Origin of the sequence: Microcystis aeruginosa FD4 (assembly GCF_009792235.1) — a bacterium.
GTDB lineage: Bacteria > Cyanobacteriota > Cyanobacteriia > Cyanobacteriales > Microcystaceae > Microcystis > Microcystis viridis.
On record NZ_CP046973.1, the window covers coordinates 2,039,618 to 2,059,503 of the forward strand.

Consider the following 19,886-nt stretch of genomic DNA (forward strand, 5'->3'; position numbering starts at 1 on the left):
CCCAAAATTTTCGATGATCGATCACTGATAACCAATAACTGAGATGAGATGGTTTTATTAGAAGCAGCGGTTCATTCTTCCCTACGCGCTTTTTTACGCGAACAAGGGCGCTTTTACTGGTCTCATCATCTCACTATGGGGCGACTGGTGGCTAGAGCTTTACGCTTAAAACGTTCCTCTCTCATACAAACTGGAACTACTCTCACCCGTTATTGTCTCAGTTATCTCACCCCGGCTCTTTTAGGTGATACACCTGTTCTGATTGTTGCCCCAGAGTCAGAAGTAAACCTACTGTTAGAAGTGGAAATCCCCCATCTGCAAGCATGGTTAAAAACTCAGCGAGATATCCTCAAAAGCGATCGCTTTCCGGCTAATTTTACCGGTTTACTCCTCACCACACCCCAACAATGGTTAGAGGATAAATTGGGCAATCTCGGTCATTTTCCCCAGAATATCGCCACGATAATCGATCGAGCCGAAGATTTAGAAACTTGTCTAGTAGATTATCTCACCGTCACCATTACCCCCGAACAATGGTTCGCTTTAGGGTCAGCATATCCCCAGCATAGAGAGTTTATAGACTTAATTAAAGCACAACTTAGCCAAAGTATTCTTGGCCATCCAATTAATCCCTATAATTGCTATCTTATTGATGCCAAGGAAAAAGAATATATAATTGCCCTGCTGCAACGCTTGGATCAAGACTTAGCTGCTGATTCTGCTTGGCAACTTTTAGCGGCAAAAATCCCCGAGCATAATTATCTCCTCTGGACATCAGTAGATCGAGAGCGAGAAGAATTTACCCTAAAAATCAGTCCTTTGGAGGTGGCTAGTTTTCTCAAACCAATTTGGCAGCAGCAACCCTTTGTTTTAATCGGCAGTTTTTTAGATAGCGAAAAATCCGCTAATTTATACCGTCAAAATCAGGGTATCGGAGATATTTTAACTCTAAAGTTTGCAGCTGATCGTGAAAGTGAATATATTCATTTATATCTACCCGATCGCATCAGCGCCCCCAATACGCCCGAATTTCAACCGATGCTATTAAAGCAAGTGCGGGAATTAGTTAGTGCTAATCATAGCAGTGAACAACCGATAGTAATCCTGATTGAAGATGTTCCCCTCAAGGCACAAATTGCCACCCAAATCGCAGCCGATTACGGTTCGCGAGTGCAAGGGGAAAAAACCGAGATTAATAGTAATACTATTCTCGTTTGTGGTTGGCAATTCTGGCAAACCCATCAAGAAAAATTTCCGACTCCCAGTTTATTAATTATCGCTACTTTACCCTTACCATCCCCCGAAAATCCTCTCGTTGCTGGCAAAATTGCTTACTACAAACGACAACATCTCGACTGGTTTCGTGCCTATCTTTTACCCACAGCAGTGAGGGAAATTCAGAAATCTGTCCAGTCTCTCCGGGAGTGTCAAGGTTGTGTGGCTGTCCTCGATAATCGTGTCAATGCCCGCAGTTATGGCCGACAAATTCTCTCCGCTTTAGAACCCTATGCTAAAGTCAATTATCTCGATCAACAATTTTTTCAAGATAAAGATTAAATCAGTTATCAGTTATCATACTAAATCAGCAGAAAACGGGTTTCTCCGAGAAACCCGTTTTCTGTGCGTTACTCAACGGATTTACTGATAAAATCTCCCCCAGAGCCATATTTCCAACTATCCAAATAACGATGATAAAGATATTTTTGCTTGTCGGGTAACTTTTCTAAAACAGGTTGTAAGGTGGCTGCTAAGGGATATAAACCACTATACAAAGCTAAATTAAAATAATGTCCCGTCCAATCAATAAAAGGACTGATACCCACTTGCGGAATCATCGGTAAAACTAATTGAGGATTAACCAAAGGCAAAGTTTTTGAGAGGGAAGAAAACTGCACCACATCCTGTAAAAACGGTTTTAATACCTCATCTCCCAACTTGTCCATTACCCGAAAAACTCCACTCATTAAGTCATTAATTTGATTGGGATTAGGGTTAGCAGACATCGGGACACTCATGGTTTTTTGAAATAGCCACGTTACCGATATATTCGGTTGATAAGGTTGTAAAAGGGCTAAATCTTCTCGACTTAAATCATCAATTTGTAAAGCTTCCTCGATGCCGAAAGTTAGCCTTTTTAAATGTCTGACCATTGCCCCAAAACCACCAAAACTGACCGGAGATTGACTACCGCTACTATCTCCCACTGCTAGAATTCTTGACCAAGGCATTTTTAGAGGACTTTGACGATAGGCAGGGAAAAAACCCGCTAGAAAACGCTGAAATTTTACCGCTTCTAAATCCACCTTTTGATACTCTGGCAGTAATCTTAAATACTCCTCCATCAGAAATTCTAAACTAAAGCGATCAGGATGGGTATCAAGATAGGTAAATAAATAAGTTGTCCGACCATTCCTAGCGGGAAATGCTTCCCAAAAGTATTGACATTGGTGCAAGATTGGGGTAAAAGAATAAATCAAATCACCAGTTTCATTACTGGGAAAACCCTGACCGCAACTACCCACCACTAAACAAACTCCATCGGGTTTTTCTCCTTTTCTTGCCTGTTTTGCAATTGGCGAAAAATGACCCATGGCATCGATTAATAAACGGGTTTTTAAAGTTACTTCTCCCGTTTTAACCATTACTCCATCGGGATGAATAATCGCCCCGCTAAACCCCGAATTTTCTAATAACTTTCCTCCCGCTTGCAAAAACTTAGTTTTTAAAGTCTCTAGCAAATAAACTGGATCAACACCAATATTTAAAATATCTCTAACCCAAAGTTCATAACCTTGATAGAATCCCACCCTCCCAGGATTATATTCCGTCGCTATTGCTTGATTTAATTCAGCTTCGGTCAATAAATCTAACTCTAAAAAACTGCTTAATTCTAAACGGGAAATATTCCACTCCTGCTCACGACCGCGCAGAATACCTCTTTCTAATAATGCCACACGCCAGCCCCTAGTTTGCAAAGCAGCCCCGATAAAAATTCCCAGGGTTCCCCCCGCAATCACTAGATCAAAATCCGTCTCTCCTAAAGATTCTTGACTTTGATTAATTACCGTAGGAATAACTGGATTTTCTAAACGCAAAGCTTGCCAAGTTCGATCGCTGGCTCGCAATTGTTGTAAACTCTGAGGAGATACTCGATCGAGTAAAGATGCTACTAAAGACATAATCTTATATCAGTTATCAGTTATCAGTTATCAGTTATCAGTTATCAGTTATCAGTTATCAGTTACCAGTTATCACCATATCCAGAGGAGAAAACTATTTAGATTGGAAAACCTTTTTCCCTGCTTCAAAGAGTTTATTAATATCCTTGAGAGAAACTCCAAAAATCGTTAAAACTCCCGTAAAGACTAACAAAAAACCGATAAAACTATTCCGATCATAGAGGAATAAACCCACCAAAACGATAAAATAGGGAGAGAGAATTTTACTAATATTTTCAACTACAGTAACCACCTCTGGCGGGGGAGTCTCAACAAGATTAATATCAGTTTTATCCTGATCGGGTTCGAGATTTTGCTTAATCGAAAACATCACTTCCTGTAGGTCTTTTACCTCTGGTGGGTTCGGTTCCTTCGCTGGTTTGCCAAACATTGTTAACTCCCTCGCCAATTTATCCATATCCTCTATGGTAGCCAAAAAAAGGGCAAGCAGGAAAAGCGCGAGCAGGTCGAGAAATTCTCAGGGCAATTTTCCTTAATAACCCCCTCGGCCTCGGCTGCTATAATCAGAGGAACAACTCCCAAGTTCGTTAACGGTACAAAAAACTATGAATACCAGTCCAGACCGTGTGATTATCTTCGATACCACCCTTCGAGATGGGGAACAGTCCCCGGGTGCCGCTTTAAATGTGGATGAGAAGCTAACCATAGCGCGCGCACTGGCACGACTGGGAGTTGATGTCATTGAAGCAGGTTTTCCCCACGCTAGTCCGGGGGACTTTGAAGCTGTGCAGAAAATTGCCGCCAGCGTCGGCAGCGAAGCTGATAGCCCGATTATTTGCGGATTAGCCCGCACTACCCAAAAAGATATCAAATCTGCCGCCGATGCACTCAGACCCGCCGCCAAGCCCAGAATTCACACCTTCCTAGCTACATCTGATATCCACCTCCAATACAAACTTAAGAAGACTCGTCAGGAAGTTCTTGACATTGTGCCAGAAATGGTGGCCTATGCCAAATCCTTCCTTAATGATGTGGAATTTTCCCCCGAAGATGCTGGCCGCAGCGATCCGGAATTCCTCTATCAAGTCCTCGAAAGAGCGATCGCCGCAGGAGCCACCACTGTTAATATTCCCGATACTGTCGGTTACACCACCCCCAGCGAATTTGGGGCTTTAATCCGTGGTATTAAGGAAAATGTCCCCAATATCGACCAAGCGATTATCTCCGTCCATGGTCACGACGATTTAGGGTTAGCGGTGGCTAATTTCCTCGAAGCAGTTAAAAATGGCGCTCGACAGTTGGAATGTACCATGAACGGTATCGGTGAGCGCGCCGGTAATGCTTCCCTAGAAGAATTGGTGATGGCCCTTCATGTCCGGCGCTCCTATTTTAATCCTTTCCTCGGTCGTCCCCCAGAGTCCACCGAACCTTTAACCAAGATCAACACCAGGGAAATCTATCGCACTTCTCGCCTAGTTTCTAATCTTACCGGCATGATCGTGCAACCGAATAAGGCGATCGTCGGTGCTAACGCTTTCGCACACGAGTCGGGAATCCATCAGGACGGGGTGTTAAAACATAAACTCACCTATGAGATTATGGATGCGGAATCGATCGGTTTGACTAATAATCAGATCGTTCTCGGTAAACTCTCCGGCCGCAACGCTTTTCGCTCTCGTTTACAGGAATTGGGTTTTGAGCTTTCGGAAACGGAACTTAATAACGCTTTTATCCAGTTTAAAGAAATGGCCGATCGCAAAAAGGAAATCACCGATCGCGATCTGGAAGCGATTGTTAACGATGAAATTGATACGGTTCCCGATCACTTCCGCCTTGAGCTAGTACAAGTGTCCTGTGGCAATAACGCCAGACCCACGGCCACGGTAACGATTCGCACTCCCGACGGTAGCGAGTTATCCGATGCGGCCATTGGTACAGGTCCAGTGGATGCTCTCTGCAAAGCGATCAATCGAGTGGTGCAGATTCCGAACGAATTAATCTCTTTCTCGGTGCGGGAAGTTACCGAGGGAATCGATGCTTTAGGAGAAGTGACTATCCGTCTCCGTTACGAAGGACGCACCTATTCTGCTCACGCGGCCGATACCGATATTATTGTCGCCTCCGCTCGCGCCTACGTCAGTGCCTTAAACCGTCTCCACGTGGCACTGCAGCAGCAGGAAAAAACCCCAGAAATGCTACAAGTCTAGATAGGGTTTTAGGGTGTTAGGGTTTTAGGGTTTTAGTTGAAATTCCCCCACTTCCCCACACCCCACTTCCCCCCGCAACGCGCACGAAGTGGTCTCCCCAATTCCCCATCTCCCCATCTCCCCAATTCATAATTGATAATTCATAATTCCCACGGCGCTGTTGGAGAAAATCTTAAATTTGTCTGGCAAATTTCTAAAATGTTGCTAACTTAATATTATGAGCTTGCGCCCTAATTGTCATGGTGCAAGTGTACTAACAAAAGATTCCCCTAAAAGCAATGAGGGATGAAATTTATCCGCAAGAATCCGCTCAAATTAAATACAATGGCTAAGGACGAAAGGAATTAGCAAAGGCAAATAGGGATGCTGTTCCCCTTGCCAATGGGAACAGTTGACCCGTCCAATAATTCCTTTGATTGTTAGCTATCTGGTCAACACCGCAGACAAACCGGCGATCAGATTTCAGTCCTCCAGCCATTTACCCAATTTTTGCAGGAGCCAGATTATGAGTTGACCGAGCTAAAACAGCATTCCGTGTCGCTAAAATCGCATCGACACAAGAGAATTTAAGCAAAGATCTTCTCCCATTTGTTGTAATTAAAGCTACAATCGGAAAAGTCTTTCCCCGTCTCGGATTTGAGACACAAATTTGTTCAGTATCACCTAGATTGAGATTCGATCTTCTAGTTTTGCACAGAAGGAGCAAGAGGAAAACGGCATGATGCAGGCCCACGATGTACTAACCCTTACCGAGCCGCTATTGGATTTAGATTTGATTGACCTAGACGAAGACTTCGATGATGAGGATATCGAGTTAGAGCTAGAAGAAACCAGCGATAGCAACGATGGCAAAAAAACCCGCCGCCTTGCCAGCGCTCGTCGTCGCGACGCAGCCAGAAAAAAACCCTATACAGAAGATTCGATTCGGATTTATCTGCAAGAGATCGGCAGGATTCGGTTATTGAGAGCGGAGGAGGAGATCGAATTAGCGAGAAAAATCGCCGATCTACTGAAATTAGAACGTATTCGCGAAGATTTTTGCCTCTATAGCGATGCTGAATGGGGAAAACAGGTTTTCTTGTTCGAGCGCATCGAGAAAATTATCGTTGAAAAATTGGAAAAAGAACCGAAACTATCGGATATTAAGGCTTATTTAGGTAAGACGGAGCTAACGGCTCCCCTGCTGGAAGAATGGCTGGCGAAATCAAAGGAATACTTATCGGCCTTTAAGCGTCGTTTGTACCATGGTCGTCGCGCTAAGGAAAAAATGGTACAATCGAACCTGCGTTTAGTGGTTTCGATCGCCAAGAAATACATGAATCGCGGTCTTTCCTTCCAAGATTTAATTCAAGAAGGTTCCCTCGGTTTGATTCGCGCCGCCGAAAAATTCGACCACGAAAAGGGTTATAAATTCTCCACCTATGCCACTTGGTGGATTCGTCAAGCCATCACCCGCGCGATCGCCGATCAATCCCGCACCATTCGTCTTCCCGTCCACCTCTACGAAACCATCTCCCGGATCAAAAAAACCACCAAGATTCTTTCTCAGGAAATGCGTCGCAAACCCACCGAGGAAGAAATCGCCACCAAGATGGAGATGACCATTGAAAAACTGCGTTTTATTGCCAAATCTGCCCAATTACCGATTTCTCTAGAAACTCCCATCGGTAAAGAAGAAGATTCCCGTTTAGGAGACTTTATCGAAGCGGATGGGGAAACCCCAGAAGATGAAGTTTCTAAAAATCTATTACGCGAGGATTTAGAAAATGTCCTCGATACCCTGAGTCCTCGCGAACGCGATGTGCTGCGGCTGCGCTACGGTTTAGATGACGGCCGGATGAAAACACTCGAAGAAATCGGCCAGATTTTCAACGTCACGCGCGAGCGCATTCGTCAAATAGAAGCCAAGGCCCTGCGGAAACTGCGTCACCCTAACCGTAATAGTATCCTCAAAGAGTACATTCGTTAATTTCCCGTCCTTAAAAAACTAGAAACTGAGTCTCCTGGAGGCTCAGTTTTATTGTTATCTAAACTTTCCTCGAGCGAATTTACAGCAGTTATCTTAATGATGAGATACGAAGTTTTTCTTTTGGGGAGTTGATCGTCGATACCAAATTAGGTTACACTTTATCTTGATGAGAAACACTATAAATATCTCATTGATTAGAATCAAGAAATGTATGATAATGTCTGTAAATTTCTCGCCGAAAATTATAGTCGTGACTTCGCCTAATGGTTATTAGGAGAACCTCTCTCCTTCACCCAATTGAGTCGGGTGCATCTCATAAGTGAGACTTTCTCTCACATATAGGTGAGCAGCAGAAGTTATTAAAAGAGGGCGAATGCAATTCGCCCCTACAATAATATTATCGCGCAAATGGTAGGGGCGCACGCGATGCGCCCCTATGTAATTTAGATAATTTTCTCCAAAATTGAGATGCACCCAATTGAGTCCCTCGGAACTGTCTCTAGAACCGATTCGGGCTGATGCCCTGATTTTGTTAGAATCAGATCAGATGATTCTTCATCTCGAATTCCAGACCGATTCTGACCCAAAAATGTCCTTTCGGATGTTAGATTATCGCACTAGAGTCTATCGTCGCTTCCCCAAAAAAACCATGCGACAAGTGGTAATTTACCTGAAAGAAACCTCATCACCTTTAGTGCAGGAAAACGCTTTTATTCTTCCCAATACCCGTCATGAATACGAAGTGCTTCGTCTCTGGGAAATTGCTGCCGAGGAAATGTTAGGATTATCAGGATTTTTACCCTTGGCCAATCTAGGAAAAACCTCTAATCGTCCCGAAATTCTACGACAAGTAGCCGCAAAAATTGATAATATCGAGGGGAGAACTGAAAAAAGCAATTTAGCCGCCGCTACAGCAATTTTGGCGGTGTTAGTATTTAAGTAAGGAAATCATCGGAAGCTTATTAAGGGAAGAAATTATGCGCGAATCAGTCATTTATCAGGATATCCGGGAAAGTGGAAAAGCACAAGGAAGACGAGAAGAAGCGGTTTCTTTGATTCTACGGCTACTTAACCGTCGTTTAGGTGAAATATCCTCGACTTTAAGCCAACAAATCCGAGAACTATCTCTAGAACAATTAGAAACTTTAGGAGAAGCGCTGCTCGATTTTACCAGTTTGACAGATCTGACCACTTGGTTATCGGAGATACAAACTTAAATCCCCAGAAGATGTCTGCTCGTCCTGCGTTAAATTTTTAAATACTGGCTTTTTTCCTGTATTGATTTAACCATGGCTACTAGCGATATCTCCAATTCTACTCACTCATCCCCGAAACCCCTGCCAAAACTGGGACTTTTCACCATGTTTCGACTAGGACTCTTTCAGATGGGACTAGGTATTATGTCCCTGCTGACTTTGGGGGTTCTCAATCGAATTATGATCGATGAGTTAAAAGTTTTACCCTTTCTTGCCGCAGCTGCGATCGCTATGCACCAGTTTGTTAGTCCAGCACGCATCTGGTTTGGGCAAAGATCCGACGGTAAAACTATTTTCGGTCATCATCGCAGCGGTTATGTCTGGATTGGGGCGGCAGTTTTTACCGCTTTAGCTTTTATTGCTTTGCAGGTAGTCTGGCAATTGGGACTTAGTATTCAAGCTTCGGGATGGAATACCATTTCCTACGCCTGGATTGCCCTCTTAGCCTTAATTTTCGCCCTCTACGGACTAGCTTTAAGCGCCAGTTCTACCCCTTTTGCCGCTCTCTTGGTGGATGTGTCCGATGAAGATAATCGATCGCAATTAGTTGCTATAGTTTGGTCAATGTTGATGGTGGGAATCGTTGTCGGGGCGATCGTTAGTTCTCGTTTGCTGGATACTCCCAATATCTGCGGTACAAATATTTTGACCTATGATCCGACTCAATCAGCCCCTATAGCCAATATTCCGCAGCTACAGGCGAATATTAACCCCGTGTTCGCGATTATGCCCGCTATCGTTTTTGTTCTCTGCATTTTAGCGACTTTTGGCGTAGAAAAAAAATATTCTCGTTTTAGTAGTCGGTCCACTCTTGTGCAAAGAGAGGATCAAATTACCTTCAAGGATGCGTTACAGGTTCTCACCGCTAGTCGGCAAACCGGTTTATTTTTCACCTTTCTGCTGATGATGACTTTGAGTTTATTTATGCAGGATGCAATTATGGAACCGTTTGGGGGCGAGGTTTTTGGGATGTGTATCGCCCAAACCACCCAATTAAACGCTTTTTGGGGAACCGGAACCCTTTTTGGTATCGCTGCCACGGGATTTATGCTCATTCCCCGCGTCGGTAAACAAAAAACCACTAAATATGGCTGTATTTTTGCAACAATTTGTTTTATTCTCTTGATTTTTGCTGGATTTTCTGCTAATCAAAGTTTATTAAAATCAAGCTTGCTCTTTTTCGGTTTAGCTTCGGGAATGATTACTGCTGGGGCTACCAGTTTAATGTTAGATTTAACCGCTGCCGAAACCGCAGGAACTTTTATCGGCGCTTGGGGATTATCACAAGCGATCGCAAGGGGATTGGCCACGGTTTTAGGCGGTACGATTTTAAATATCGGTAAAGTTGTCTTTTCTAGTCCGGTTTTAGCCTATGGCTTAGTTTTCCTCCTGCAAGCATTGGGAATGATCCTAGCAGTTTGGTTATTAAGTCGCGTCGATGTCAAGGAATTTAAGGAAAATGCCCGAGCAGCGATCGCAACGGTGATGAAAGGAGAGATCGACTAGCAAAAGCAAGCAAAAGTGAGATAACAGGAGAATTAGCCCGATCGGGGGAAGTTGGTTAGCAGCTTTTTTCCTATCCTAAAAGTAGAGAGGAAAACGAAAGAGGAGGCTAAAACGATGAAAAGGACTTTAATGATTGCCCTAGGTTCCCTAGCTTCCTTACTGCTGATTAACCCCGTCGGTGCGGAAAATCCCCGACAGGTGCAACAATTATTGAATACGCGGGAATGTCCGGGGTGTGATCTCCGGGGTGCAGATTTAAGAGGGGCGCATCTAATCGGTGCAGATTTGAGAAAAGCGAATTTACAGGGAGCTAATCTGGAGGAAGCTAACTTAGAGGGCGCAGATTTGACCGATGCTAACCTAGAAGGCGCAAATTTAACCGCAGCTTTTCTGACTAATGCCAGTTTGAATCAAGCTAATCTCGATGGAGTCAATTTCACCAGTGCCGTGATTTATGATGCTGATGTGACGGGTGCATCAATGGAGAGAATTAACTTGACAAATGCTCAGATTTATGGTACAGGCATCGCTGTGGGTGGTGAAAATCCTTAGATGTTCTTGTCCCCAAAATATAGTTAATTTTCTAACGGATGCGAGTGTCGCGTCTGTTTTTTTATACACTTTTACTAAATAGTTTGAGTTATAAAATAACCGGCATGACTCAACTCACACCGCGCCCTAGTGTCTTAATTGTCGATGATTTGCCCAATAATGTGCGGCTATTGTCGATTATGCTCACCGAGAAGGGATATCAGGTACGCAAAGCGATTAATGGACAGATGGCCCTGAATACAGTGCGATCGCTAATTCCCGATCTGATTCTCCTTGATATTAATATGCCCGATCTCAATGGTTATCAAGTTTGTGAACAGTTAAAAGCTGATGAAAAAACCAGAGAAATTCCCGTGATTTTTATCAGCGCTCTTGATGATGTCTTAGATAAAGTCAAAGCTTTTCAAGTGGGAGGTGTCGATTATATTTCTAAACCTTTTCAAGGGGAAGAAGTGATGGCACGCATCGAAAATCAATTGACTATTTGCCGTCAAAAAAAACAACTACAAAACGAAATTAAAGAACGTCAAAAAACTGAGGAAACCTTAGAAATTTATCTTCATGCTGTCTCTCATGATCTCCGCAATCCGGTGATCGGGATGTCAATGATCTTAAATAATTTAATTAAAAATTCTCAGGGAGAAACTAAAGAAGTATCCCGGAAGATTTTACAACAGATGGCCAACAGTTGCGATCGACAATTAACTTTAATTGATTCTCTTGTCGAAACCCGACAAAATGATCTTTGGGGAGTTTCCCTAGAACTAAAGCCTTTATCTCTCTACGAAATTGGTCAACAGATCAGTCAGGAATGGGAGTTAAGATTAAAGGAAAATCAAGCAACTTTAATTAATAACTTTTCCCCCGATTTACCCTTAGTTAATGCCGATGCTCACCATCTCTGGCGAGTTTTTGAGAATTTATTAGCCAATGCCCTTAAACACAATCCCCAAGGTATAATTATCACTTTATCGGCTAGACTAGAGGGTAATTATCTCCTGTGTAGCATTGCTGATAATGGGGTGGGAATTAGCGAAACCCAGAGAAAACAATTATTTGATCGCTATCAACGAGGCAATAATAACAATCAGATTAGTCTAGGACTAGGTTTATATCTATGTCGTCAAATTATCCATGCTCACGGAGGTGAAATTGGCATTATGAATAATGACGAAAAAGGTTCACAATTTTGGTTTACTTTGCCCTACTAAGCTATTGACTAAATAGGTAGATGTTAAAAACTGTCAGACACCCCCCTTATCAAGGGGGGATTAAGGGGGGATCTATCTTCAATTTAATTATAACCAGCTACTTATCTACATTACTCGTTAAGACTGTCTATGAGCAGGAAGAGCCAGTTTAAACATTTGTTTTTTTCCGTGACCGGGGAAAGAAAGGGCTAAGATCTATCTAGATCAACTATCTTCACTTGCCATGGCCGCTAATGCCGACTATTCTGCCCATTCTAGACTTAACTTGCAACAACCTTGGCATACCTATCCGGTGGAAACCACCCTATCTATCCTCGGTAGTTCCGCTGTTAATGGCCTCAATAGGGAGCAAATCGCCGAAAGAATTAAACATTATGGCAAAAATGAACTACAAGAACGTCCAGGGCGCAGTAATTGGCAAATTCTCCTGGATCAGTTTACCAATATTATGCTCCTGCTCTTAATTGCCGTGGCCATAATTTCCGGGGGACTAGATTTACTGGAATTGCAGCGCGGTCATCTGGCTAAAATTGGTGTTCCCTTCAAAGATACGATCGCTATCTTAACAATTGTCATCCTCAATGGTATCCTCGGCTATCTGCAAGAAAGTCGCGCCGAAAAAGCTCTGGCCGCTTTAAAAAAACTTTCCTCTCCCCAAGTTAATGTTATTCGCGAGGGCCAACGCACGGAAATAGATGCGGTTAATCTCGTCTCCGGGGACATCATGCTGATTGAAGCGGGAACCCAAATCAGTGCCGACGGCCAAATTATCGAAGCTTTTAACCTGCAAATTCGCGAATCGGCCTTGACAGGAGAGGCAAATAGTGTTAATAAATCCGCCTCCATTGACCCCTTAGACCGGGATACTCCCCTTGGCGATCGCTTAAATTTTGTCTTTACTGGAACAGAAGTACTGCAAGGCCGGGCCAAGGTCATCGTTACCAATACGGGAATGACGACGGAATTAGGCAAAATCGCTCAAATGTTAGCAACAGTCGGCAATGAACCCACTCCTCTCCAAAAAAGAATGACTCACTTGGGTAATGTCCTTGTCGCTGGTTCTCTCATTCTAGTTGCCCTGACTATTACCATCGGACTGATCAATGCCGGTTGGTCGGCCCTAGAGGAATTGGTCGAAGTTTCCCTTAGTATGGCAGTAGCCGTTGTTCCCGAAGGATTACCCGCAGTTATCACCCTAACGCTCGCCCTCGGTACTCAACGCATGGTCAAACGTCAGGCCTTGATTCGTAAACTGCCAGCAGTAGAAACCCTCGGTTCCGTTAATGTGATCTGTTCCGACAAAACCGGGACGCTAACGGAAAATAAAATGATTGTACGGGAGATAGAGACAGTTAATCGCAATTTTTCGGTGACAGGAGAAGGATATAGCCCAAAAGGACAATTTTTAGACTCCGAGCAACGGGCGATCGATCCCAAAACCGATCTAGAATTACATCATCTCTTAATTGCCAGTGTCCTCTGCAACGATGCCAGTTTATACCTCGATAACGGTCACGATAGCATTTTAGGCGATCCCACGGAAGGAGCTTTATTAGTTTTAGGGGCGAAAGCGGGCTTAAATTTATCCCTAACCAAGCAAGAGTTCCCTAGAATCGCTGAAATCCCCTTTTCTTCCCAAAGAAAGCGAATGTCGGTCATTTGTCAAGGAGTCAATCCCGTACTATTTACCAAAGGTTCCCCGGAATTAATCCTTGAACAATGTCTCTCCTATCAATCGGGATTAGAAAGTCTTCCTTTTGGGGATAGGGAAAAAGAACAAGTCTTAGTCGCTAACAATGCTATGGCTAACAGGGGTTTGCGAGTCTTAGGATTAGCCTATAAAAACCTGATTTATCCACCAGAATTAACTGAAATCAGCGAAGATGAGCTAATTTGGTTAGGAATGGTCGGTATGATCGACGCAGCGCGACCAGAGGTACAAATCGCCGTGACTAGGTGTCGAGAAGCGGGAATCCGTCCGATTATGATCACCGGCGATCATCAATTAACTGCTCTAGCGGTGGCTAAAAGTCTTGGTATTGCCCAAGCGGGAGCTTTAGTCATCTCAGGACAAGAATTAGATAAATTATCACCAATTCAGCTAGAAAAACTTATTGACAAAACTAACATCTATGCCCGTGTCTCCCCCGAACATAAATTAACTATTGTCCGCGCTTTGCAAAAAAAGGGTAAATTTGTCGCTATGACCGGAGATGGGGTGAATGATGCTCCGGCCTTGAAACAAGCAGATATCGGTATTGCCATGGGAATCGCTGGCACCGATGTCACCAAAGAGGCTAGTGATATGATTCTCCTTGATGATAATTTTGCCACCATCGTCGCTGCTACGGAAGAAGGGCGAGTAGTTTATCACAATATTCGCAGTTTTATTAAATATATTCTCGGCAGTAATATCGGGGAAGTAATTACTATCGCTGCTTCGCCTCTTTTGGGTTTAGTTACTCCTCTCACTCCCCTACAAATTCTCTGGATGAATTTAGTTACCGATGGTTTACCTGCTTTAGCTTTGGCAGTGGAACCCGCTTCTCCTAATATTATGCGTCGCCCTCCTTTTAGTCCCCAAGAAAGTATTTTTGCTCGCGGTTTGGGAACTTATATCGTGAGAATTGGGATTATTTTTTCGATTATTAATATCACTCAAATGTTAATCGCTGTGCGCTTGGATCCGCTTTTTGGTAATACCGGTTCATGGAAAACTATGGTTTTTACTACTCTCTGTTTAGCTCAGATGGGTCATGCCATTTCTGTGCGATCGAGCGATCATCTTACCATAGAAATGAATCCTTTGACTAATCCCTATCTCTGGGTAGCAGTAACCCTGACGACAATTTTTCAACTGATGTTAATCTATGTTCCTGCTCTGCGGGATTTTTTCGGCACTCAATTTTTAACTAAAGAAGAATTATTAATCTGTTTGGGGTTTAGTACCTTGTTATTCGTTTGGGTGGAGTTAGAAAAATTATTTACCCGTTGGTATCATCGGCGATAATCAGGGAGCTTTTTTCATTGTTCAGTAAACAGTGAATTGAAAACTCAAATCCCATAACTGATAAACCCCATCCACAGGGAAAACCGTAGTTTGGCTTTTTCGGCTAAGATTTTTGCATAAGTAGCTGGTTATAATTAAATTAAAAATCGATTTTAGGTTCGATCCCCCCTTAGTCCCCCCTTAATAAGGAGGGTATCTGATAATTTTTAACGCCTACCTACTTAGCAATACTTTTAAGGCTTAGTGGCTTGGCCGTGAAATTCCAGTTCTCTAGCTGATTGCGATTTGGCTTACTATTAAAAACTGATTTGATGTAAGATTGAGTTAGCAATATCTAATTTGGAGTCTCAGGCAATGGAACCGATTTCTCTAATTCTCGCTGCGTTGGCTGCTGGTGCGACGGCTGCTGCTAAGGATACGGCAGGAACAGCCGTTAAGGATGCTTATGAGAGTTTAAAAGCGTTGATTAAGAAGAAATTTGCCGAGAATACTAAAGCACAGGAAGCACTAAAAGATTATGAAGAAGATACTGAAACTTATGAGAAACCTTTTGAAAAGCAATTAAAGACATTAGAGCCTAATGACCGAGATGAAATCAAGGAGTTGGCAGAGAAATTAAACCAAGTGCTGAAGACAAATGAATTAGCAGGTTCTCAACCTAAATTTGGTGGAACGTTTACAGCAGAAAAACAGGTGATTCAACAAGGGGAAAAGAATGTCATTGACAATATTAGTCTTTGACTAAATTAAATTTAGGGAGAGCATGAGGAGAAACAAATGTCTGAATCTATTTTTCGCTCCCATTTTCAGGCTGAAAAGCAGGTTATTCAGCAGGGTGATAATAATACACAGAATATTATTGTCAAGACAGAAATAAACTATGGCGATGATCCTGAAGAGGAGAAAGTTGCTGCAACCATCAATGAAAATTCTCCCTATTTAGGTTTGGTTGCATTTACAGCAAATGATGCGAATCTTTTTTATGGACGCAAAAAGGTCATTAATGATTTATTAAAAGAGCTAGAAAAAGAGAATTTAATTTTTCTTTTAGGAGCATCAGGAAGTGGCAAGTCTTCTTTAGTACAAGCTGGTTTAATTCCTGCTTTATCGGCTAAATATAAGCCCAATTTCTCTAATTTAAGCATGGTTCCTAATGATGATCCTTTTTTCTCATTCTATCTTCAGGTTGCCAATTTTATTTCTCAATCTCCCACGGACTATAAACAATCGGAGACTCAAGTTGCTTTACCACCCCAAGATAATATAACGGCTGCGGTTGAATACCTAGAAAAGGTCATCACAACCTTAAAGAAAAAGCCAGAGTCTTTGTGGTTAATTTTTATTGATCAATTTGAAGAAATTTTAACTCAAAGTCAGGATAATAAGGGTTGTCTATTTATTCAATCTTTAGAGAATTTAATTAGTTATTTACAGCGAACTAATAATTCATCAGTCAAAATTGTCTTGACAATGAGAACTGACTTTTTAGATCAATTTATGCATACGTTTCCTGATTTTGTAGTGACGATACAAAGCGATGGAAGAAAGCCATTTAGTTATATTACGCCCATGGCAGATCGGGAATTGAAGTTAGTGATTAAAAATCCGGCGGCGACTCATGGAGTAAATGTTGATCTGAATTTAATTGAGAAGATTATTGAAGATTTTAGAGGTGAATCTCGGTCTTTACCTTTGTTACAATATACCTTAGATCTTTTATGGCAAAAGGATGATTTATCGGATAGGTTACTTGATTACGATACTTATAAAAATTTGGGCGGTGTTGGGGGAGCTTTACAACAACAAGCAGAGAAAATTTATCAACATTTTGAATCTCAGGGTCAGGGAAAAGCTGTTGAAAGTATTTTTGTTCAGTTAGTGACAATTACATCGGATGGAAAAAGAGTTAGTAAACGGAAAAATAAATCTGGATTTAATGATGAATTAGGAAAAATTGTTGATGAATTAGTGAAAAAATATCGTCTGTTGGTGAGTGGCCGTCAGGAAGGCATGGTAGAAATTGCCCATGAAGCTTTGATTGGCTCTTGGCAAAGGTTACAGGACTGGATTACTAAATATGAGAAGGAGATTATTTTAGAAAGACAATTAAAAGAAGCGGCTGAATCTTGGTGGAAAGATAAAGCGGATGAGAAAAAAGCAATTAGTGAGCTTTGGACTGGCTCTAAGTTGACGCAAGTGAGCAATCTATTAAAAGCGAAATCTCTACCTGATTTAAATGCCTTAAGGAATTATTTTGGGGATGTAACGGTTGAGTTTATGAGGGCAAGTCGGGAATACCAGCAACGACTCCAGAAAGCCGAAGCCGAACGCAAACAACGTGAAGTTAATACAGAACTTAGTTTAGCAAATTCTCTCAGTGGTTATTCTTTGTATCTCTTTAATGAAGGGGGAAAAGATTTAGAAGCTTTTGTTGAAGCGATTAAGGCTGGAAAAATTTTGCAGAAACACAATGCAAGCAACACGAAGGTAATAGATGCCTTGCAGAAGATTCTGGTTGAAGGAAGGGAATATAATCGCTTGAAAGGGCATGATGGCAGTGTTTATAGCGTGAGTTTTAGCAGCGACGGTAAAACATTAGCGACCGGTAGTGGTGACAATACAATCAAACTTTGGAATGTAGAGACTGGTCAAGAAATCCGCACTCTCACAGGGCATAATGAAGGTGTCAATAGCGTGAGTTTTAGCAGCGACGGTAAAACATTAGCGACCGGTAGTTTTGAGAAGACAATCAAACTGTGGAATTTAGAGACAGGTCAAGAAATCCGCACTCTTTTTGGGCATACTTATTTCTATAGCGTGAGTTTTAGTCCAGACGGTAAGACTTTGGCTTCTGGTAGTTTTGACGGCACAATTAAACTGTGGAATGTAGAGACAGGTCAAGAAATCCGCACTCTCTCTGGGCATAATGGTGCCAGTGTTTATAGCGTGAGTTTTAGCCCCGACGGTAAGACATTAGCGACCGGTAGTCGTGACGATACAATCAAACTGTGGAATGTAGAGACAGGTCAAGAAATCCGCACTCTCTCTGGGCATAATGAGACTGTCAATAGCGTGAGTTTTAGCCCCGACGGTAAGACTTTAGCGACCGGTAGTGAAGACAAGACAATCAAACTGTGGAATGTAGAGACAGGTGAAGAAATCCGCACTCTCACTGGGCATAATGAGATTGTCAATAGTGTGAGTTTTAGCAGCGATGGTAAGACATTAGCGACCGGTAGTTATGACAGGACAATCAAACTGTGGGATGTAGAGACAGGTCAAGAAATCCGCACTCTCTCTGGGCATAATGAGACTGTCAATAGCGTGAGTTTTAGCCCCGACGGTAAGACATTAGCGACCGGTAGTTGGGACAACACAATCAAACTGTGGGATGTAGAGACAGGTCAAGAAATCCGCCTGTGGAATGTGGAGACAGGTCAAGAAATCCGCACTCTCTCTGGGCATAATGATGCCAGTGTTTATAGCGTGAGTTTTAGCCCCGACGGTAAGACATTAGCGACCGGTAGTGATGACAAGACAATCAAACTGTGGAATGTAGAAACAGGGGAAGAAATCCGCACTCTCACTGGGCATAATGGCTATGTCAATAGCGTGAGTTTTAGCAACGACGGTAAGACTTTAGCGACCGGTAGTAGTGACAACACAATCAAACTGTGGAATGTAGAGACAGGTCAAGAAATCCGCACTCTCACTGGGCATAATGGCAGTGTCACTAGCGTGAGTTTTAGCAGTGACGGTAAGACTTTAGCGACCGGTAGTTGGGACAACACAATCAAACTGTGGAATGTAGAGACAGGTCAAGAAATCCGCACTCTCACTGGGCATAATAGCTTCTATAGCGTGAGTTTTAGCCCCGACGGTAAGACTTTAGCGACCGGTAGTGAGGACAACACAATCAAACTGTGGAATGTAGAGACAGGTCAAGAAATCCGCACTCTCACTGGGCATAATGAAGGTGTCAAGAGTGTGAGTTTTAGCAGCGATGGTAAGACATTAGCGACCGGTAGTTATGGCAGGACAATCAAACTGTGGGATGTAGAGACAGGTCAAGAAATCCGCACTCTCTCTGGGCATAATGGCAGTGTCTATACTGTGAGTTTTAGCAACGACGGTAAGACTTTAGCGACCGGTAGTTGGGACAGCACAATCAAACTTTGGAATGTGGAGACAGGGAAAGAAATTCGCACTCTCTCTGGGCATAATGGCAGTGTCTATACTGTGAGTTTTAGTCCAGACGGTAAGACTTTAGCGACCGGTAGTCATGACAAGACTATCAAACTGTGGAATGGAGAATACGGTTGGGGTTTAGATGGTTTAATGGGGCGGAGTTGCGCTTGGGTACGGGCTTATTTGCACAACCCTAATTCTGATGTTAGGGAGGAGGATAGGCATTTGTGTGATGGTATTGGTACAAAGAATTAGCCCACCAATTTAATAATAAAGTTGCTCTGTTACAGCCGATTCTTAATTTAGGTTTTTTTTCAGAGATTATCGCCACAAACACGCACCCTACAAGAGTGGCTATTCAGAAAAAAATAAAAATCTACACTTCAACCAAATGAACCCAACTTAGAGAAGATTTAACGCTGTTAAATAAGCGTTTATCGCTGGTGTATAAATTTGCTTGAAATCGTTGAGCTAATACTAGATAATGGGCATCATAAGTAGCAGGAAGATTCAAGGTTTGCGAAATTTCTATTGCTTGGTAATGGAGGTAACGATCTTCATGAAACTGAATGGGTAAATCTAAGACTTCTGTAAGGAGGGTTTGCGCTTCTGTCTCCAAAATTTGACCAGCTTTTTTCAGACGATGAAATACGTTAGTCACTTCGTAACATAATAAAGTTGGCGCAATCACTAAATTTTCCTCGGTCATCCATTTTTGCCAGAGTTGACTATACATTGTTACAGAAGGTTCAACCGTTGTTAAACGAACTATAAAACTAGAATCAACACAGATAAATGTATTAGTCAT

The 19,886-nt window shown here is 42.5% G+C and carries 14 protein-coding genes; 11 read left to right on the top strand and 3 right to left on the bottom strand.

What is annotated here, in order from left to right:
* Positions 1-48 precede the first annotated feature (48 nt).
* Positions 49-1,557 carry a helicase C-terminal domain-containing protein gene (locus GQR42_RS10470; protein ID WP_158199926.1) on the top strand — a complete coding sequence of 503 codons (1,509 nt, stop codon included), beginning with the start codon at positions 49-51 and terminating at the stop codon, positions 1,555-1,557.
* A 68-nt stretch (positions 1,558-1,625) separates the two neighbouring features.
* Here GQR42_RS10470 and GQR42_RS10475 read toward each other — a convergent pair whose 3' ends face one another.
* Together GQR42_RS10475 and GQR42_RS10480 are read right to left on the bottom strand one after the other, a co-directional pair.
* Entirely contained in the window at positions 1,626-3,179 is a 1,554-nt protein-coding gene (locus tag GQR42_RS10475) for an FAD-dependent oxidoreductase (protein ID WP_158199927.1), read from the bottom strand.
* A 94-nt stretch (positions 3,180-3,273) separates the two neighbouring features.
* Positions 3,274-3,609: a hypothetical protein gene (locus GQR42_RS10480; protein ID WP_158199928.1), complete on the bottom strand. Its 336-nt coding sequence runs from the start codon at positions 3,607-3,609 to the stop codon at positions 3,274-3,276.
* A gap of 175 nt (positions 3,610-3,784) precedes the next feature.
* Between GQR42_RS10480 and GQR42_RS10485 the strand changes: the two genes are divergently transcribed.
* From GQR42_RS10485 to GQR42_RS10530, 10 genes are all read left to right on the top strand, one after another.
* Positions 3,785-5,386, top strand: coding sequence for a 2-isopropylmalate synthase (locus GQR42_RS10485; protein WP_158199929.1), 1,602 nt, complete (start codon positions 3,785-3,787; stop codon positions 5,384-5,386).
* Positions 5,387-6,104: 718 nt separating this feature from the next.
* Entirely contained in the window at positions 6,105-7,355 is a 1,251-nt protein-coding gene (gene rpoD, locus GQR42_RS10490) for an RNA polymerase sigma factor RpoD (protein WP_158199930.1), read from the top strand.
* Between the two features lie 478 nt (positions 7,356-7,833).
* Entirely contained in the window at positions 7,834-8,298 is a 465-nt protein-coding gene (locus GQR42_RS10495; protein ID WP_158199931.1) for a hypothetical protein, read from the top strand.
* A gap of 34 nt (positions 8,299-8,332) precedes the next feature.
* Complete coding sequence (locus GQR42_RS10500; protein WP_158199932.1) at positions 8,333-8,572, top strand: DUF4351 domain-containing protein; 240 nt, start codon at positions 8,333-8,335, stop codon at positions 8,570-8,572.
* A 72-nt stretch (positions 8,573-8,644) separates the two neighbouring features.
* Complete coding sequence (locus GQR42_RS10505; RefSeq protein ID WP_158199933.1) at positions 8,645-10,117, top strand: BCD family MFS transporter; 1,473 nt, start codon at positions 8,645-8,647, stop codon at positions 10,115-10,117.
* 114 nt (positions 10,118-10,231) lie between these two features.
* On the top strand, positions 10,232-10,669 hold the full coding sequence (locus GQR42_RS10510) for a pentapeptide repeat-containing protein (protein WP_158199934.1): 438 nt from the start codon (positions 10,232-10,234) through the stop codon (positions 10,667-10,669).
* A gap of 104 nt (positions 10,670-10,773) precedes the next feature.
* A complete protein-coding gene (locus GQR42_RS10515; RefSeq protein ID WP_158199935.1) occupies positions 10,774-11,880 on the top strand; it encodes a hybrid sensor histidine kinase/response regulator in 1,107 nt (368 codons plus the stop codon).
* Between the two features lie 223 nt (positions 11,881-12,103).
* Positions 12,104-14,890 (top strand): cation-translocating P-type ATPase, encoded by a 2,787-nt coding sequence (locus GQR42_RS10520; RefSeq protein WP_158199936.1) that lies wholly within the window; start codon positions 12,104-12,106, stop codon positions 14,888-14,890.
* Between the two features lie 354 nt (positions 14,891-15,244).
* A complete protein-coding gene (locus GQR42_RS10525) occupies positions 15,245-15,631 on the top strand; it encodes a hypothetical protein (protein ID WP_158199937.1) in 387 nt (128 codons plus the stop codon).
* 36 nt (positions 15,632-15,667) lie between these two features.
* On the top strand, positions 15,668-19,333 hold the full coding sequence (locus GQR42_RS10530; RefSeq protein ID WP_158199938.1) for an nSTAND1 domain-containing NTPase: 3,666 nt from the start codon (positions 15,668-15,670) through the stop codon (positions 19,331-19,333).
* A 121-nt stretch (positions 19,334-19,454) separates the two neighbouring features.
* Here the strand turns inward: GQR42_RS10530 and GQR42_RS10535 are convergent, their stop codons facing one another.
* On the bottom strand, positions 19,455-19,886 hold the full coding sequence (locus tag GQR42_RS10535) for a type II toxin-antitoxin system VapC family toxin (protein ID WP_158199939.1): 432 nt from the start codon (positions 19,884-19,886) through the stop codon (positions 19,455-19,457).

What these genes read in the sequence shown, in the direction of transcription:
- GQR42_RS10470 (WP_158199926.1), top strand. Translation starts at nt 49, where the DNA reads ATGGTTTTATTAGAAGCAGCGGTTCATTCTTCCCTACGCGCTTTTTTA.
- GQR42_RS10475 (WP_158199927.1), bottom strand. Translation starts at nt 3,179, where the DNA reads ATGTCTTTAGTAGCATCTTTACTCGATCGAGTATCTCCTCAGAGTTTA.
- GQR42_RS10480 (WP_158199928.1), bottom strand. Translation starts at nt 3,609, where the DNA reads ATGTTTGGCAAACCAGCGAAGGAACCGAACCCACCAGAGGTAAAAGAC.
- GQR42_RS10485 (WP_158199929.1), top strand. Translation starts at nt 3,785, where the DNA reads ATGAATACCAGTCCAGACCGTGTGATTATCTTCGATACCACCCTTCGA.
- rpoD (WP_158199930.1), top strand. Translation starts at nt 6,105, where the DNA reads ATGATGCAGGCCCACGATGTACTAACCCTTACCGAGCCGCTATTGGAT.
- GQR42_RS10500 (WP_158199932.1), top strand. Translation starts at nt 8,333, where the DNA reads ATGCGCGAATCAGTCATTTATCAGGATATCCGGGAAAGTGGAAAAGCA.
- GQR42_RS10505 (WP_158199933.1), top strand. Translation starts at nt 8,645, where the DNA reads ATGGCTACTAGCGATATCTCCAATTCTACTCACTCATCCCCGAAACCC.
- GQR42_RS10510 (WP_158199934.1), top strand. Translation starts at nt 10,232, where the DNA reads ATGAAAAGGACTTTAATGATTGCCCTAGGTTCCCTAGCTTCCTTACTG.
- GQR42_RS10515 (WP_158199935.1), top strand. Translation starts at nt 10,774, where the DNA reads ATGACTCAACTCACACCGCGCCCTAGTGTCTTAATTGTCGATGATTTG.
- GQR42_RS10520 (WP_158199936.1), top strand. Translation starts at nt 12,104, where the DNA reads ATGGCCGCTAATGCCGACTATTCTGCCCATTCTAGACTTAACTTGCAA.
- GQR42_RS10525 (WP_158199937.1), top strand. Translation starts at nt 15,245, where the DNA reads ATGGAACCGATTTCTCTAATTCTCGCTGCGTTGGCTGCTGGTGCGACG.
- GQR42_RS10530 (WP_158199938.1), top strand. Translation starts at nt 15,668, where the DNA reads ATGTCTGAATCTATTTTTCGCTCCCATTTTCAGGCTGAAAAGCAGGTT.
- GQR42_RS10535 (WP_158199939.1), bottom strand. Translation starts at nt 19,886, where the DNA reads ATGACTAATACATTTATCTGTGTTGATTCTAGTTTTATAGTTCGTTTA.